Annotated in this window: 16 protein-coding genes; 15 read left to right on the forward strand and 1 reads right to left on the reverse strand. The window is 64.6% G+C overall.

Annotated features, from left to right (window positions below; all coding sequences use genetic code 11):
- The first annotated feature begins 3 nt into the window (after nt 1-3).
- From A3K89_RS13425 to A3K89_RS13495, 15 genes are all read left to right on the forward strand, one after another.
- Entirely contained in the window at nt 4-642 is a 639-nt protein-coding gene (locus A3K89_RS13425; RefSeq protein WP_068426931.1) for a DUF6668 family protein, read from the forward strand.
- 43 nt (nt 643-685) lie between these two features.
- Nucleotides 686-979 (forward strand): hypothetical protein, encoded by a 294-nt coding sequence (locus tag A3K89_RS13430; RefSeq protein ID WP_068426750.1) that lies wholly within the window; start codon nt 686-688, stop codon nt 977-979.
- Nucleotides 976-1,242, forward strand: coding sequence for a hypothetical protein (locus A3K89_RS13435; RefSeq protein WP_068426753.1), 267 nt, complete (start codon nt 976-978; stop codon nt 1,240-1,242). Before A3K89_RS13430 ends, A3K89_RS13435 begins: the two co-directional genes overlap by 4 nt.
- A gap of 51 nt (nt 1,243-1,293) precedes the next feature.
- On the forward strand, nt 1,294-1,935 hold the full coding sequence (locus A3K89_RS13440) for a hypothetical protein (RefSeq protein ID WP_068426756.1): 642 nt from the start codon (nt 1,294-1,296) through the stop codon (nt 1,933-1,935).
- Nucleotides 1,932-2,768: a hypothetical protein gene (locus A3K89_RS13445; RefSeq protein ID WP_068426759.1), complete on the forward strand. Its 837-nt coding sequence runs from the start codon at nt 1,932-1,934 to the stop codon at nt 2,766-2,768. The genes A3K89_RS13440 and A3K89_RS13445 overlap by 4 nt, the downstream gene beginning before the upstream one ends.
- Nucleotides 2,765-4,336, forward strand: coding sequence for a hypothetical protein (locus A3K89_RS13450; RefSeq protein WP_068426762.1), 1,572 nt, complete (start codon nt 2,765-2,767; stop codon nt 4,334-4,336). Before A3K89_RS13445 ends, A3K89_RS13450 begins: the two co-directional genes overlap by 4 nt.
- Nucleotides 4,333-5,838 (forward strand): SCO6880 family protein, encoded by a 1,506-nt coding sequence (locus tag A3K89_RS13455; RefSeq protein WP_068426765.1) that lies wholly within the window; start codon nt 4,333-4,335, stop codon nt 5,836-5,838. Before A3K89_RS13450 ends, A3K89_RS13455 begins: the two co-directional genes overlap by 4 nt.
- Nucleotides 5,839-5,890: 52 nt before the next feature.
- Nucleotides 5,891-7,729 (forward strand): ATP/GTP-binding protein, encoded by a 1,839-nt coding sequence (locus tag A3K89_RS13460; RefSeq protein WP_068426767.1) that lies wholly within the window; start codon nt 5,891-5,893, stop codon nt 7,727-7,729.
- Nucleotides 7,726-8,115, forward strand: a complete 390-nt coding sequence (locus A3K89_RS13465) for a transposase (protein WP_068426769.1) — start codon at nt 7,726-7,728, stop codon at nt 8,113-8,115. Before A3K89_RS13460 ends, A3K89_RS13465 begins: the two co-directional genes overlap by 4 nt.
- Nucleotides 8,112-9,740: a peptidoglycan DD-metalloendopeptidase family protein gene (locus A3K89_RS13470; protein WP_068426772.1), complete on the forward strand. Its 1,629-nt coding sequence runs from the start codon at nt 8,112-8,114 to the stop codon at nt 9,738-9,740. The genes A3K89_RS13465 and A3K89_RS13470 overlap by 4 nt, the downstream gene beginning before the upstream one ends.
- A 75-nt stretch (nt 9,741-9,815) precedes the next feature.
- Nucleotides 9,816-10,148, forward strand: coding sequence for a hypothetical protein (locus A3K89_RS13475; RefSeq protein WP_157105327.1), 333 nt, complete (start codon nt 9,816-9,818; stop codon nt 10,146-10,148).
- Nucleotides 10,145-10,693, forward strand: coding sequence for a hypothetical protein (locus tag A3K89_RS13480; protein WP_084423785.1), 549 nt, complete (start codon nt 10,145-10,147; stop codon nt 10,691-10,693). The genes A3K89_RS13475 and A3K89_RS13480 overlap by 4 nt, the downstream gene beginning before the upstream one ends.
- Nucleotides 10,694-10,818: 125 nt before the next feature.
- Nucleotides 10,819-11,919: a hypothetical protein gene (locus A3K89_RS13485; RefSeq protein WP_157105328.1), complete on the forward strand. Its 1,101-nt coding sequence runs from the start codon at nt 10,819-10,821 to the stop codon at nt 11,917-11,919.
- Between the two features lie 220 nt (nt 11,920-12,139).
- Nucleotides 12,140-12,955, forward strand: a complete 816-nt coding sequence (locus tag A3K89_RS26000) for a hypothetical protein (RefSeq protein ID WP_068426781.1) — start codon at nt 12,140-12,142, stop codon at nt 12,953-12,955.
- A 77-nt stretch (nt 12,956-13,032) separates the two neighbouring features.
- On the forward strand, nt 13,033-13,623 hold the full coding sequence (locus A3K89_RS13495) for an HNH endonuclease (protein ID WP_157105329.1): 591 nt from the start codon (nt 13,033-13,035) through the stop codon (nt 13,621-13,623).
- A gap of 34 nt (nt 13,624-13,657) precedes the next feature.
- Here A3K89_RS13495 and A3K89_RS13500 read toward each other — a convergent pair whose 3' ends face one another.
- Nucleotides 13,658-14,488, reverse strand: coding sequence for a hypothetical protein (locus A3K89_RS13500; RefSeq protein WP_068426787.1), 831 nt, complete (start codon nt 14,486-14,488; stop codon nt 13,658-13,660).
- Nucleotides 14,489-14,548 lie beyond the last annotated feature (60 nt).

Consider the following 14,548-nt stretch of genomic DNA (forward strand, 5'->3'; position numbering starts at 1 on the left):
GACATGGCCGCACAACCAGCAGAGCACCGTGACTTCCACCGAGACGACGCCGCGGCGGTTACCCCAGCCGGACTGCGGATACCGCCGTCGACGCGTCGGGCACCGATCCACGACACCCCAGTCTCGGTCCACGGTCGCCCGCCCGTGATGTGGCTCCTCGCCGCTCACGGGCGCTCCGGCGCAGGCACTCTCGCCCAGATCTGGGCTCCGGCGGGCGATGCTCGACGGGGCTGGCCCGCGGCCGACCGGCACCGACACGTCGTGGTGGTCTCCCGTACCGACCGCGACGGCCTCGACGCTGCACACGATCTGCTCCTGCAATCAGCCGCAGGTCTGACCGGAGGCTGCACCCTTCTCGGATTGGCGCTGGTTCCCGACGTACCCGGCCCACTCCCCAAAACGCTGCGCAGGCGCGCCGACGTCGTCGCCTCCGCAGCTCCAGCGGTGTGGCGGGTGCCCTACGTCGACGATCTACGCACCCACACACAAGCCGAGCTCGCGATCTGGACACCCACCGAACCCGACCCACCCCCGCCGGGGCGAATGCGCGCACACCCGCCGTCGACGACCGCACCGCACCCCGAAATCTCCTCGATCGGGCGGGAGATCTTCACCGCCGCACGCATCGCGGCAGGCCGCTGAACCCCACGCCGACAAAGTCATTCACCATTTCACAGGGAGAGCAATGATCATCACACTGACCGCTGTAGCCACCGACTTCTCTGCTCAGGACATCGGCGGAGTCGACCCAACACTTCCCACAGGTGACGCAGGAGAAAAGATCAACTTGTTGATGTCCTGGCTGATGGGACTCTGCATCACAGCTTCCGTTGCCGGACTGATGATCTGCGGTTCCATGCTCGTCTACGAGAAGATTACCGGTGGTGGCGGCAACTCCACCGGCAAACTCGTCGGGGGCCTGGTCGGTTCGATCCTTATCGGCTCGGCCGCCGGCCTGGTCAACATGCTCGCCCTATGACCATCATTTCCGCTCAGCCACCAACCACGCCGGTGGACTGGCCCGCCGAAGTGTGGGAGCCGATCATGACGGGCCTGTCGTGGCTGCTGGGCTTTGCCACCGTCACCTGTGTTGCAGCGCTGATGGTGTGTGGGGCGGTGTTCGTCAACCAACGCAAGTCCACCGGAACACAGATAGTCGAGGACGCCACCCTCGCGCGCATCCTGATCTGCGCTGCCGTCATCGGCTCCGCCTCCGGAATCGCTCAGGCCGTACTTGCCTGAGTATGCGAATCCGCTGCACCCGAACTGCACTCGACCGAAAGGCCATACCTGATGACCGTCTCGCACACACTCCGGATCGCCGCGACAACGGCGACGGCCCTCGTCTTTGCTGCATGCGGATCCGGCAACGACGACGCGCCGACCACCGTGGCACAGGCTCCGACACCGGATCTGCGGTCAGCTCCGGCCGAGCTGGCCTGGCGCGAAGTAGCGGGAGTGTCCGTGCCTACCTCTCGCGTCGACGGACCCGACACCGGAACGTCCGTCAATCGCAGTGGATACGCCCAGACCCCGCAGGGCGCTGTGCTGGCAGCGATCAACGGTCAGACTGCACTCGCCGTCGCCGACGACCGCGCGTGGCCGGAGGTGGTCAACACCGTCACCGCTCCCGGACCCGGGCGCGACGAATTCGCGGCCGCACGCGCCGCCGTCACCGTCTCCGGTTCGGTGCCCGCCGACGCGGCACCGACGTTCCTCGGGTTCGAGGTCACCGACTATCGCCAAGATCCGCTCTCTGCTGCGGTGTCGGTCGCACAGACCATCGGCACCGACGACCAGATCTACTCCTACCCCGTTGCCTTGCAATGGATTGCCGACGACTGGCGCATCGTCCTGCCGACCACCGCCGAAAACATCGATGCGGTCGAACTGGACTCCCTCGACGGCTACACCGCATTGGAGCAGAACTCATGAGCGCCCTGACCCGCAAACTACTGATCGGCCTCGCAGCGTTCGTCGTCGTTGCTGTCGTCGGCGCGATCGTGTTCGTCATTCCCAACATGAAGGACGACGATCCTGCACAGACCGCGGAGACGTCGCCTACAACGTCTACACCGTCCGCGCCGACGGACACGACCCTCAACACCGGTGCTCCCGGATTCGGCCTTCCTGACGCGGATCTGTCGGGCCGCACCGTCATGGTTCCAGTCAACCCGGCCGGATGGCCCCTCCCTCTGAGCGATCCGGCCGGACCACGCGTCGAGTGCACGAACGACGGCACCCCAGTCACCTCCCCCGAGGAGATGATGATCCAACGCAATTTCGGTGTCGCCACCCTGTACTCCAAGACCGACGGGCCCTCGTACCTCGACGGCCTGGTCCTCGCCGGCTACACCCGCACACCCCAGGGCGCAGCCCTGGCCGCGGCGAACTTCCTCCCCCGTGGAATGGCAGGCGGCGCAGTGGCGATCGAGGCCAGCGAGAAGCTGCTCCTGGGCGGTAGTGAGGCCACCGGGCCGGACGCACGAACCATCGAGGAGGGCAAGCCGGTCAACACCGAGACGGTCGCCCTTCGAGCCCCGATGGGATTCAAGATCCTCTCCTGCACAGACAGTTTCGTTGTCGTCGAGCTCGCGCTCATCCGCGACGTCGACGATTCCGGTCGACGGATGCAGAACCCGACCTACACCGGCATCCGGATGAACATGGTCTGGGACCAAGGCACGTGGAAAGCACGAGAAGCCACCGGGCCTGCACAATTCGGGCCGTACAACTCCCTCGACGGATTTACCCGGTGGGCACTGTGACCCGCACAGCGATCCTCGCCGCACGAGCCGTCGTGATCCTGCTGCTGTCCTTGATCGCCGTCGTGGGAGCCAGCGGACTCGCCCATGCCCAAGACCCCACTCCGGCCCCGGCACCGAATCTGACCGAGCAGATCAACCCCGACGCCGACGGCAACGACTTCCAGAAACAGCGCCGCGAATGCCTGGCCGAAGGCTCTCCTGTCATCGAAGACGGCGGAATCGCAGACAAGTTCTTGGACGCAATCGGGGCACGAGGCGCGGCCGACCAATTCTTCTGCCTCGACAACGCGTTCAGCGATCACCCGGGCGACGCGTTCGCCACCGCCATCTCCTCGGCCGGATCGGCGTTCTGGGGCGACCCGGTCGGCGACTTCGCCAAAGCGGTCATGGAAGGCAACACCCAAGCATTCCGGTCGGTGATGACGTTCTGGATGTCGTCCGGGATTCCCGGTCTGGCGGCCGAGAACGCCATGTCGGGCCTGCGCAACATCATCTCCGGATTCACCGTCGTCGCCTTGTTCGCCTCGATCGTGATAGCGATGACCAAACTCGCGATCGCCCGCAAACAAGCGGTGATGGAAGGCGCGGTCGAGACCGCGAACATGCTGGTCCGCACTGTCGTCACCGTCTCGCTGCTTCCGATTCTGGTGTTGATGTTCCACCAGGGTGGGGACATCGCCTCGTCGTATGCGCTCGAGAAATTCGTCGGGGGCAACCTCGACGAGAAGATCACCGCCATCACTGCATTCGACGACAAAACCGGCCTCGGCCCGATTCTTGCGCTCGCCTGCGCCGGGTTCGCCTTTCTAGGCTCCGTCGCCCAGTTGATCGCACTGTTGATTCGCGAAGCTGTGCTGTGCGTCGTCGTTGCCGTCATCCCGATCGCCGCCGCTGCGTCCGCCACCGGCGCCGGACGCAGCTCCTACAAGTCGATGATCGCCTTCACTCTCGGTGCACTGCTGTTCAAACCGGTCGCTACGCTGTTGTACCTGTTCGCGTTCTGGGCGGCCTCCGCGTCGGGCACGGACCAGATCGCAACCGCCATCATCGGCTCCGTCCTCCTGGCCATCATCGGGTTCTCCCTGCCCACTCTGATCAAAATTGTCGCTCCCGCCGCAGAATCCATTTCCGCCGGTGGCCGCGAAGTCGGAGCCCTCGGTGCAGCAGGCGGTGCAGTCATGGGAGCTGGAGGCATGGCCGCGTCCCGCGCACTAGGTGCGGCAGCGAACTCCGTCTCCGGATCAGTAGCCGGAGGGAAGGGCGGAGCATCCGGTGCCGCCGGTACCGGTGCACGTCCCGCCACCGGCTTGCAAGGCCGCTACACAGGCGGGTCGAACAGCGGTACCTCGCACGCGGGTGCATCATCCGGGCCGATGGGCGCAGCCCGCAGAGTCGGATCGGCCGCAGCATCGGCCGGGCGCACCGGCACTTCGGCGACTCTGCGGGGCGCAGCGGGGGCACTGAAAGCCGCCGGCACCGCCGGGCGGACCGCCGGGTCGGTCTCGAACACGCTCGGCTCCGCTGCAGAAGGCGCGGTCGGCAACTACCACGGACGGATTCAACGATGAGCACCTCTATCGAAGCCCCATACGAACCGCCGATCTATTCGGCAGGTAACCGCCCGCAGTCCACGTTCGCGTTCGGTCTACCGACGAAGATCATCGCTTACGGTGCAGGATTTTTCGCGATCTCGTTTGCCGTCCTGATCTTCGTGAACGTCGTCGTCGGGCTCGCGTTGATGGGTATCGGCGCGCTCATCCTCACCCCTCTGGTCATCGCACCGAACGGCCGAACTCTCTACGAGACAGGACAACTGAGCATGCAGTGGCAGTGGCGCAAACACATCGACAAGTCCACCGAATACCACGCCGGACCGCACTCGCGGATTCCCGGCGGGCGTTACAAGCTCCCCGGACTACTCGCCCGCACCAAGGTCTACATGGGAATCGACCGACACGGCAACGAATTCGGGATGATTCACAACCCCGACGATCACCGCTACACCGTCGTTTTCGACACCCTCCCCGGCGGCGACGAAGCGATCATTCAGCGCGACAAGGATCTCTACACCGCCGACTGGGGTGTCTACCTCGCCGACCTCGGCCTGCCCGGCGACATCGTCGGTGCGGTAGTGGTGGTGGAGAACATTCCCGCCACCGGGCTACGGCTCGCGCGGCGCGCCGAACACGAACTCGTGCCGACAGCACCGCCGCTGGCGGCGACGTTCGTCGAACAGTCCGCCGTCCGGATGCCATCGGGCCGCCACCGCACCCTGGCGCGGCTGTCGATCACCTTCCGAGCCACCACCCGCGAACGGCAGAAAGACCCCGACGAGATGGCCACCGAACTGGCCCGACGCCTCCCGGACCTGTACGAATCGCTGTCCGGTGCCGGGATCGACGCCCAGCCGATGACCGCCGCCGAGATCACCGCGGCCGTGCACCGCTCCTACAATCCCTCCACCGAGAACGACTTCGAGGAACTGGAGATTTCCGGCCTCGAGCATGGCGTCGACTGGGACGACGCGGGACCGGGACGAGCGAAGACCGACTGGGGCCACTACCGCCATGACGGCGGCGTCTCGGTGGTCTGGGAGATGGCTGCGCCTCCCGAGTCGGTGTTCACCGACACCGTCCTCAAACCGCTGCTGCAGCCGCACGACGACTTACCGCGTAAGCGACTGACGCTCGTCTACCGCCCCTACACCGCCGGGGACGCAGCGAAGAAAGTCGACAAGCAGCACCGGGATGCGTTGCATGCGATTAACTCTCGCGGCAGCAAGATCACCTCCGCCGGTTCGGAGAAGCGGCACGAGATCGCCGAGCAGGCCCGCCGGGAAATGGTCTCCGGAGCGGGATACGAACGCTATTCGGCTCTGCTGACGATCACTGTCGGATCAGTCGAAGAGATCGCGAACGCCGCCGCCGTCACCGAGTCACTCGCTGCCCGCTCCCGGCTGCGGCTGCGGCGCGCGTTCGCCTTCCAGGACGCCGCGTTCGCTGCCGGTCTCGGCGTCGGTGTGCTGCTGCCAGATCACATTTCGACCTCGATCCTGGTTCGCCGCAGCTAGACGCTGCTCGCCCGCACCGGCCCACACCCCACGTGAGAAAGAGAAGTCCTCGATGACCCTGACCGACGACAGACCCGACCTGAGGTACGCCGAAGACCTGCATGTCGACACCGACACTGCGCAGCCGTCGGCGTTCGTCCGCTGGATCATCGGCGACACCGACTACGCCGAGCTCGCCGCAGCCGTCGCCGCCGGAGACGCCGAAGAGCCCTACAAATACTCCCGAAAAGGCCTCGGGCTGGCGCGGTGGCGCAACGACCACCCTCAGGCCGAGCAAGCCGTCCACGAGGCAGCAGGGGACCCGTGGTGGCGGGCAGCGCTCTCATCGAGCACACGCGGCCTCAAAGGCGCCGGTGGTGGCCGCATGTCCACCGTCCCGGCCCCGATCGAGTACGAGGCCACCTCGGTGCAGATGTGCGGGCTAAGCCCGTGGGCGATCGGCGCAGCCGCACCGGCCTCGGGCACCATCGTCGGCCAACACGCCATCACCGGTGAAGCGGTGTCCTGCGATCCGTTCGCCTACTTCCGCGACAACCACATCGCCAACCCGTCGATGTTCGTGCTCTCCCTTCCGGGCCTGGGCAAATCGACTCTGATCCGCAAGATCCTCATCGGTGCCTGCGGCTGGGGGCAGTCCCCGATCATCGCCGGCGACATCAAAGGTGAATACGTCAAGGCCACCAAGCTCATGGGCGGGCAGGTCGTCACCCTCGGCCACGGCGGCGGGCACATGAACGTCCTCGCTGCCGGAACCCTCGGCCAGGCTGTCGTCCGGGCGATCGCCGCGCGCGACGCCGAGACCGACCCCATCCGCATCGTCGAGCTGGACCGTTTGATCGACAACGCGAAGATGACCATCCGCGCGCGCCAGATCAACGCCATCTGCGCCCTGATCGAGCTGATCCGCTACGACACCCACTCGGTGAAGGCCTTCGAGAACTCCCTGATCGGCATCGCCCTCGACGAGCTCTACTCCGACACCAGCGAATTCTCCTACGAGAATCCGCCGCTGCTCAAAGACCTCTACGCCGTCATCGACGCTGGATCCCCGGCGATGCACAAGGCCGCCTACAAGCTCGACGCGCAGTCCTACCGCGCCGAGATCACCGAACTGATGCAGACCCTCGGCGCGTTGACCTCCGGGCCACTGGGGGACATCTTCGCCGATCACACCACCGAGCCAATCGACCTCGACGCCCCGATGATCTGCATCGACGTCTCGTCCCTCGATCGGGGAGATTCCACTCTCAAAGCCGCCGTCATGCTCTCCTGCTGGGCCGACGCCTACGGCACCGTCGAAGCCGCGCATCTGCTCGCCGACGCCGGACTGGAACGGCAACGGTTATTCCTGCTCGCTCTCGACGAGCTGTGGCAAGTCCTCGGCGCCGGACCGGGCATGGTCGCCCGCATCAACGAGATCACCCGCCTCAACCGCACCGACGGCGCCGGATTGCTCATGATCACCCACACCGGCCGCGACCTCGAGACCTTGCCCACCGAAGCCGACATCAAGACCGCGAAAGGGTTCATCGACCGCGCCGGAATGGTCGTCTGCGGAGGCCTGCCGATCGGTGAGGTCGAGCGCCTGTCCGGGGAGCTGAAATTCACCGACGCCGAAGCAAGCTTGGTGACCTCCTGGTCCCGCGGCGCTGCGCTGCGCGGATCCGAACGCCGCACCGTCCGCAGCCCGGTCGGACGCGGAAAGTTCCTGATCAAAGTCGCCAAGGACAACACCCCCGGCATTCCCATCCAGACCGTGCTCACCGACATCGAGTACGACACCGGTGTTCACGACACCAACGCGCGGTTCGCCGAGTACTTCGCTGGCGGCGGTCACCACACCGAGGACATCTCGTACGACGAGAGCACCGCGGTAGCTGGTGCACGATGACCGCCACCGATGATCGGCGTGACCATCGCCGCGCCGAATACCCGGCCGCCACCCGGGCTTGGGCAATCGCCGAGTACGAGAAGTCCCGCCACAACTACAGCTCCCGCTCGGAATGCGTTGCTGCTCTGGCTCTTACGATCGGGGCGCACGAGAACACCGTCGCCCGGTGGATCAAACAGCAGCTTGGATCCGCCCGGTCCCCCGCTGCCGACGAGATGACCGTACGGCTGCGAGCATCGGAAGCGGACAACGAACGTTTGCGCCGCGAAAACCGAAGCCTCACCGAACAACTCGCCGCAAAACAACCGCGGTCGATCACCGCCGAATCTCTCGGCACAGCAACTGTATTCGGCACTGGATCGTCGATCGGGACGGCTGCGCTGTGAAGAAGGGCGGTGCGATCGCCCTGAGCGTGGTGCTCGCGCTGTCGCTGTTCGTGATCCTGTTCGTCACCACCGGCGTCCGCGAAGACGTGGCCGATTGCGTTCCCGGACGCGGAATCGCCTCCGCTACAGGCGGAGTCCCGGCAGGATCGTTCGCCAAACCCGTCAAAACCACCGAATCGACACTGTCGAGCCCGTTCGGGCAACGGTGGGGCACGATGCACAACGGTATGGACCTCGCCGCCCCGGTCGGTACCCCGATCTACGCCTACGCCGATGGCACTGTCACCCAAGCCGGACCCGCAACAGGATTCGGGATGTGGATCGTCCTCGAGCACAACATCGGCGGCCAGATCGTATCGACCGTCTACGGGCACATGTTCCCGGACGGCGTCCTGGTGACACCGGGCCAGCACGTCACCACCGGCCAGCACATCGCGAATGTCGGAAACAACGGTCAATCCACCGGTGCACATCTGCACTTCGAATACCACACCGGCACCTGGACTTCCGACAACGCGATCGACCCGAAACCGTTCTACGACGCAGCCGCAGACCCCGGCTCCGGAGCACGGGGAAACTCGGTCCCGTCGACGAGCACACCTGCTCCTGCGGAGCCGTCGCCGAGCCGTGCCGCCGAGATGGCTGCCCTACCCGCCGGCGTCGGCTCCGAAGAGCACTTCCAGGTCGACACCGTGCGTGTCGCCCGCGCCGTCCACGCGACATTCCCGCAGATCGAGCGCATCGGCGGCTGGCGACCCTACGACGAGATCTCCCAAGACCATCCGACCGGTCGGGCCGCCGACATCATGATCCCGAACTGGTCCTCCGAGGAGGGCAAGACTCTCGGCGACCAGGTCAAGGACTATCTGTGGGCGAACCGGGATCAGCTGCAGATCGAATACATGATCTGGCGACAGCAGTACATTTCCTCGCACGGGGAGCCGAACATCATGGAGGATCGGCACTCACCCACGGACAACCATTTCGACCACGTCCACGTCACCACCATCGGACACGGAATGCCTACGCCCGGACAGACCTACGGACCGGTCCCCGGCGCCGCCGGATCCGCACCCGCACCGTCCGGAACCTGCACCACCGCACCCGGCGCCGGTCTGGGCGATCACGACACCGCCAATCTCGCGGCCGGACAAATACCCGAGGCGTTCCTGCGTTGGCTGCCGATCTCGGCCGCGCAGTGCCGCGAGCTGTCCCCCGCGATTCTTGCCGCCCAGCTCAAGCAAGAGTCCGGCTTCACCGCCGGTTTGACCAGTCCTGCCGGGGCGCAGGGCTACACCCAGTTCATGCCCTACACCTGGGCAGACTACGGCTTCCCGGTCGACGACAACGGCGTCGTCACCGGGGCAGCGGGCGAGGGGGACCCCAACGACGTCGGCGATGCCGTCATGGCGCAAGGCCGCTACAACTGTGCCGTCGTCGACACCCTGCGACCGGGTATTGAATCCGGCTCCATCACAGGCGATCCCATCGAGCTGATGCTCGCCGGCTACAACGCCGGACCCGGCGCCGTCCAACAGTTCGGCGGCATCCCGCCCTACGCCGAAACCCAGAACTACGTCACTACCATCACCGCCACGGCCGCCGCCTACGACCTCGCCCAGTAGACCAAGCGAAAGAAGACGCCGATGCCCCTACCCACGAAGTGCCTTCAGCAACACTGCGATCACCAGGAGACCGCTGTGACCACACCCAGCCACAACGACGACCAGCCGACACCGGATCAACTCTGCGATGCCCGAGGATGGCTCCTCGATTGCGGATTCAGCGACGAACTGATCGCCGACCTCACCGACAGTCAAATCATGCGCTTCGTCGACCGCGAATACGACGGCGGCTGGGAGGCGTTCCTCGTCGACAACATCGGACGTCTCATCGTCCCGCCGAGCACCCCGGAGCACCCCTCAGCCGACGATGCGATGGCACAGTGGGCCGTCATGATCGCCAAAGCCGACGCCCTCGGTCAGCTCCGGCCCGACGACACAGACGCCCCGCCCATCCGGAGTGAGCTGTGACGCGCCGCGCCCTGGCGGTGCTGATCGGCCTCGGACTCGTCGTCACAGCCGCGATCGCCGTCCTCGTCGTGCTGACCTTCGGCGGCACCGACCGCCCCGACCCGCCCGGCACCGACGCCGGATACTCGATCTCGCCGATCGGCACCGGGCCCGCCGACGTCGCCGTCGCCGTGATGTCCGGGGTCTTCACCTGGCAACCGGCCATCCAGGACTCTCCATGGAATGCCCTGCACGCGCAACACGATCGCCTGACCGGGCCGATGGCCATCGCGGCCGAGCACCCCCCCACACCGGCGCCCAAGCCACTGCCGGAATGGGCAGCCTGGGCGCGAAGCGGTGACACGATCACCGCCGTCGTTCGACCTGACTCAGAACCCGTCGTCAACGGGAACACGGCCGCGGTGCTCGTGACCATCGCGCAGACCGTGTTGCACGCCAACGGGGAGAGCACCCCGTATTTCACCTACACCGCTACCGTCGATGTCGAGCAGCGCTCGGATGAGTGGCGGGTGGCAAATTATCGTCTCGGCAACAGCCCGCGATAACCCAACCATCACCCGCCCGTACACGTCGAACTCCTCTCCCCAGAGGCAGGCGCACATAGGGCAAGACCCACGGACGCCGTAACGACTGTTCCCTGCAAGATCCCGACCCAGAGGAGTCTTCGCTAGTGGCCAAAAAGCGTAAAGGCAAGACGGACAAACGACATCGCCGCTACAGCCCCGTCGAGCTAGCATCCGCGCGGCGAAGCGCATTGATGGTTCTACCGCGCCTGAGCGCCGCGCAGATGCCGACGTTGATGAACGGTGTGGCAGCTACAGCGGGGCCGCCGATGACACCACTGCTTCACCATCACCACAAGCAGGGTTACCCCGATCCCACTCGACCCCCAGCCGACGTAGAGAAGTTTCTGTCCGGCCCGAGAGAGCGCAGAACACGCACAGCCGACGAGAAGACCACCAACTATTGCTACACATCGTTCGGGGCCACCACCGCCGCGGTCACGGAAGGCCACCACGCGTACTTCGTCAGCCCCGACATGTCAGCCCTCGTCCTCGCCGGCGCGGCGCGGTCCGCAGACGTGCCGGTCACCGTCGCCGATCTTCCCTCACCAGCTGGCGTGGCCTACTTCAAGCCGCAAGACGGGCCGTTCTTTCTCCTCTGGTACGTCTCACTGAACAGGTTCGTTCATCTTCAAAAAGCCACTCGAACCGGGATGCTGCGATTCCTCGAGCAAGACGGCACAACCGGCCTCGAAGTCGGATCGACGAAGTACCTACCGCTACCCACATTCGAGCTCCTACTGAGCCCACCGGACAGCGACATCGCCCCCGACCCAGCATCACTGCGAATCGACAACGCCCACGTTCCCCAACACACCGACCCCCAACAGCTCCAAGATGTCCAGGACATCGGTGCGGGCGGCAAAGAAGTGATGTCCACCTTCCTGTCGTTCGTCAACATGATCAGACAGGAAAAGCTTGCAGGTAGAACAGAAACCACGTCCCGGGTGCGACGGTCCGCAAGCACGAAACTGGTGTCCAACCCCGTCACCTACATCTACTACAAGCGAACCGAATCCTCGTCACCGGCGGACGCCGCGAACTCCGTCGGCCGGCGCCCTGCCTCCCGCCACCCGGTGCGCGGACACTGGAAACGACAGTGGTACCCGTCCCAACAGCGGCATCATCCCGTCTTCATCGTCGAATACCTACGCGGACAGGGTGAACAGCCCAACTCAGCACCCAACAAAGTCAACATGGTGACGTGAGCACACCTCGACATGCGCGGGCCACACCTGCTCTCGTCAAGATATCTTGACGTGCTATTTGAGGGTACCCGGTGTAAACACGCCGGGTGAGGCGGACTCACTCTGCTGACTCATCTGGCCAGTGCCTGCAGGCGAGCCGTTCGACTCGCTCGGGTCCACTGTCTTCTCCCCATGAAGCGATACTGACATGGTGGCCCCCTCCGAAACCGATTATCTGCCAGTGACAGTGCTGCTACCGGAAACGGTGGTCGATTCCATCGTCATGTACGACTCCCACGCCGCGCTTCGACTTGCGGTCGTAGAACGCAATCACGTCTCTCGGCTCGGGCCCGAGTGGGATCGTCCCGGAAACTACGTGCTGCTCGATCCCGTCGACGCAGACGGGAAATGGGGCTGCTACGTCGGGATGGCCGCCCCTGGTGGCATCCGGTCACGTCTGATGTCGCACCTCAAGTCGAAAGATCATTGGCGAAGGGCTTTGCTGATCCAACGAGACACAACCCACAGCTTTAACTCGGCGCAGGTCGCATGGCTCGAAGGCAGACTCTACGACCTGCTGGACGCAGCAGAGAACGCTCAGCTCAGCAACGGTGTCAGGCCAAGCGACGAGACGTTGCCGGCGTTCGACCGTGCAACGTTGGAAGCATGTGTGCTGCCGGTCGGCCGTGTCCTGCGTCTGCTCGGGCACAACCCCGCCACCGCCGACGACTCTGGACTCACAACATCCGAAACCGGAAGGACCCGGACCAGTCGTTTCCACGGAATCTCGATCCCCCACCTCATCGCAGCGGGTCTCGTGTCCGGCGGAACGAAATTGACCTCGACAAACGGTGCGTGGCCGGCGAGCGCGTTAATTCTCGACGGCGGTGGGATCGAATTCAACGGAACCGAGTATCCCACGCCAAGCGCCGCAGCAAGCGCGGCCAAGAACGGCGGTGCAGTCAATGGCTGGGACTTCTGGGCAATCGAAGAAGAGTCCGGCAAGACGACGCTTGCTACGTTGCGTGGTCGATACCCATCGGTCGAGACCCCGTAACCGTACGTCCGCTCCCTTCGTGCGTCGCAGTCGAACCGCCGATGCACCGCGACGATACCGCGGGCACACTGACAGCTATGACGTCGACTTCGAACAAGGCCGCCATACTTGCCGAGGCATGCACCGCCTTGACCGAAGGTGAAGACTTCCGCGCCGCTGACATTTTGAGGACGAAATACCCATTCGTTTCTACTACGAAAGTTGCGCGCCGCTATACCGAACGACAGAGCCTTCGAATCTTCCACCGGGATGGATTCATCGACAGATACAGCGGCGAACGTCTCGTACACCCCGGTGCGTTGCGGTTGCTGTCGATCATTCTTCCCGATGAATTCCCAGCTGACCCGAATTGGGCAATGTCCAGAACTCACATCGGGTTCTGGGAACTGTTCCCATCGATCGACCATCCTGTCCCCGTTGCCCGCGGCGGCCCCGACGACGACACCAACTGGGTCACCACGTCTATGCTGCGTAACTCGGCCAAAGCACATTGGACGCTCGACGAGTTGGGGTGGTCGCTGCTTCCCGCCGGCGACACTGACACATGGGACGGCCTGACGGCATGGTTTCTCGATTACCTGAACGACAGGCCACAGCTGCCCGCCGCACACCCTTATCTCAGGCGATGGTTGTCGGCGACCATAGCCCTACGAGGTGAAGTGACATGACATCGCGACGAAACCTTCCCCGCACAGCAGCTTGTCAGAACTCGAAGTCCTCTTCCGCTTCTTCTCTAGGGGACTCATCGAACCACGTATGTCCGCAGGTAATGCAACGAGAGTTCATCTGTTCTACTGGTTCACCGGCCAGGACGCAATTCATCGACAAGACTCCGGGCTGCGGCCCGGGCGGCATTCCGAACATCAGATAGGCGACGGTGTGGCGGTCGCACTGTGGACACGGTGAACGGTGAGCCATGACAAGCTCGGCCATACTCTCGGTGAACGGGTCATGGGCCATCGCGTGACAATTGGCGCACAACACCATGAAGCCGCGGAACGACTCATTGGTCGCATGCGGCTGGAGCACAGCCCGCGCCTGCGCGAGTGGCACTTGCTCGAACAGCTGGCGACAACACTCGCACCGCCATTCGTAGCGCGCCTCGCGGGTCCGATCCACAACTGCGTCCCAGCACCCCGTCGCGTCGAAGACGTACCACGGTGTGGGTGATTCTCGTTCCGCTTCATAAGCGTCGAGGAAACTCTTACTGAGGCCTCGGTCAAGAGTTGCCGGCGGTCTGGGCAGCTTGTGGCCCAAGCGTCGCTCGACGCCTACGATTGCGACCCCACGGAGGTTCCAGCCAGCACTGTCTTCGACTTCGCAGTCGCTGTCCTGGCCAGCAAACACCTCGGTATTCAGTATTGCGGGCACGTCGCCGGGAACGACCCAGGCGACGAGGTCGCCCGCATCGTGATCAGGCACGGCGAAGATCAACTCGTTCAGATCCGGATCTTCTTCGCGGTAGAGCGCCAGGAACTGCTCACGCGGCCAGGCGGTGCCCAGATGAACCGTCACCGGATCAGGTATCTCCATGCTTCGTACTCCTCAATCACAAAAACAGGGTCCCCGGCCACGGTGGGCTCCTCTTACACG

The sequence above is a fragment of the Rhodococcoides kyotonense genome, from assembly GCF_001645385.1.
Classification (GTDB): Bacteria; Actinomycetota; Actinomycetes; order Mycobacteriales; family Mycobacteriaceae; genus Rhodococcoides; species Rhodococcoides kyotonensis_B.

Excerpts from the sequence above, each read along its gene's own strand:
- A3K89_RS13445 (WP_068426759.1), top strand. The coding sequence starts at position 1,932 with ATGAGCGCCCTGACCCGCAAACTACTGATCGGCCTCGCAGCGTTCGTC.
- A3K89_RS13440 (WP_068426756.1), top strand. The coding sequence starts at position 1,294 with ATGACCGTCTCGCACACACTCCGGATCGCCGCGACAACGGCGACGGCC.
- A3K89_RS13500 (WP_068426787.1), bottom strand. The coding sequence starts at position 14,488 with ATGGAGATACCTGATCCGGTGACGGTTCATCTGGGCACCGCCTGGCCG.
- A3K89_RS13430 (WP_068426750.1), top strand. The coding sequence starts at position 686 with ATGATCATCACACTGACCGCTGTAGCCACCGACTTCTCTGCTCAGGAC.
- A3K89_RS13460 (WP_068426767.1), top strand. The coding sequence starts at position 5,891 with ATGACCCTGACCGACGACAGACCCGACCTGAGGTACGCCGAAGACCTG.
- A3K89_RS13435 (WP_068426753.1), top strand. The coding sequence starts at position 976 with ATGACCATCATTTCCGCTCAGCCACCAACCACGCCGGTGGACTGGCCC.
- A3K89_RS13495 (WP_157105329.1), top strand. The coding sequence starts at position 13,033 with ATGACGTCGACTTCGAACAAGGCCGCCATACTTGCCGAGGCATGCACC.
- A3K89_RS13425 (WP_068426931.1), top strand. The coding sequence starts at position 4 with ATGGCCGCACAACCAGCAGAGCACCGTGACTTCCACCGAGACGACGCC.
- A3K89_RS13465 (WP_068426769.1), top strand. The coding sequence starts at position 7,726 with ATGACCGCCACCGATGATCGGCGTGACCATCGCCGCGCCGAATACCCG.
- A3K89_RS13455 (WP_068426765.1), top strand. The coding sequence starts at position 4,333 with ATGAGCACCTCTATCGAAGCCCCATACGAACCGCCGATCTATTCGGCA.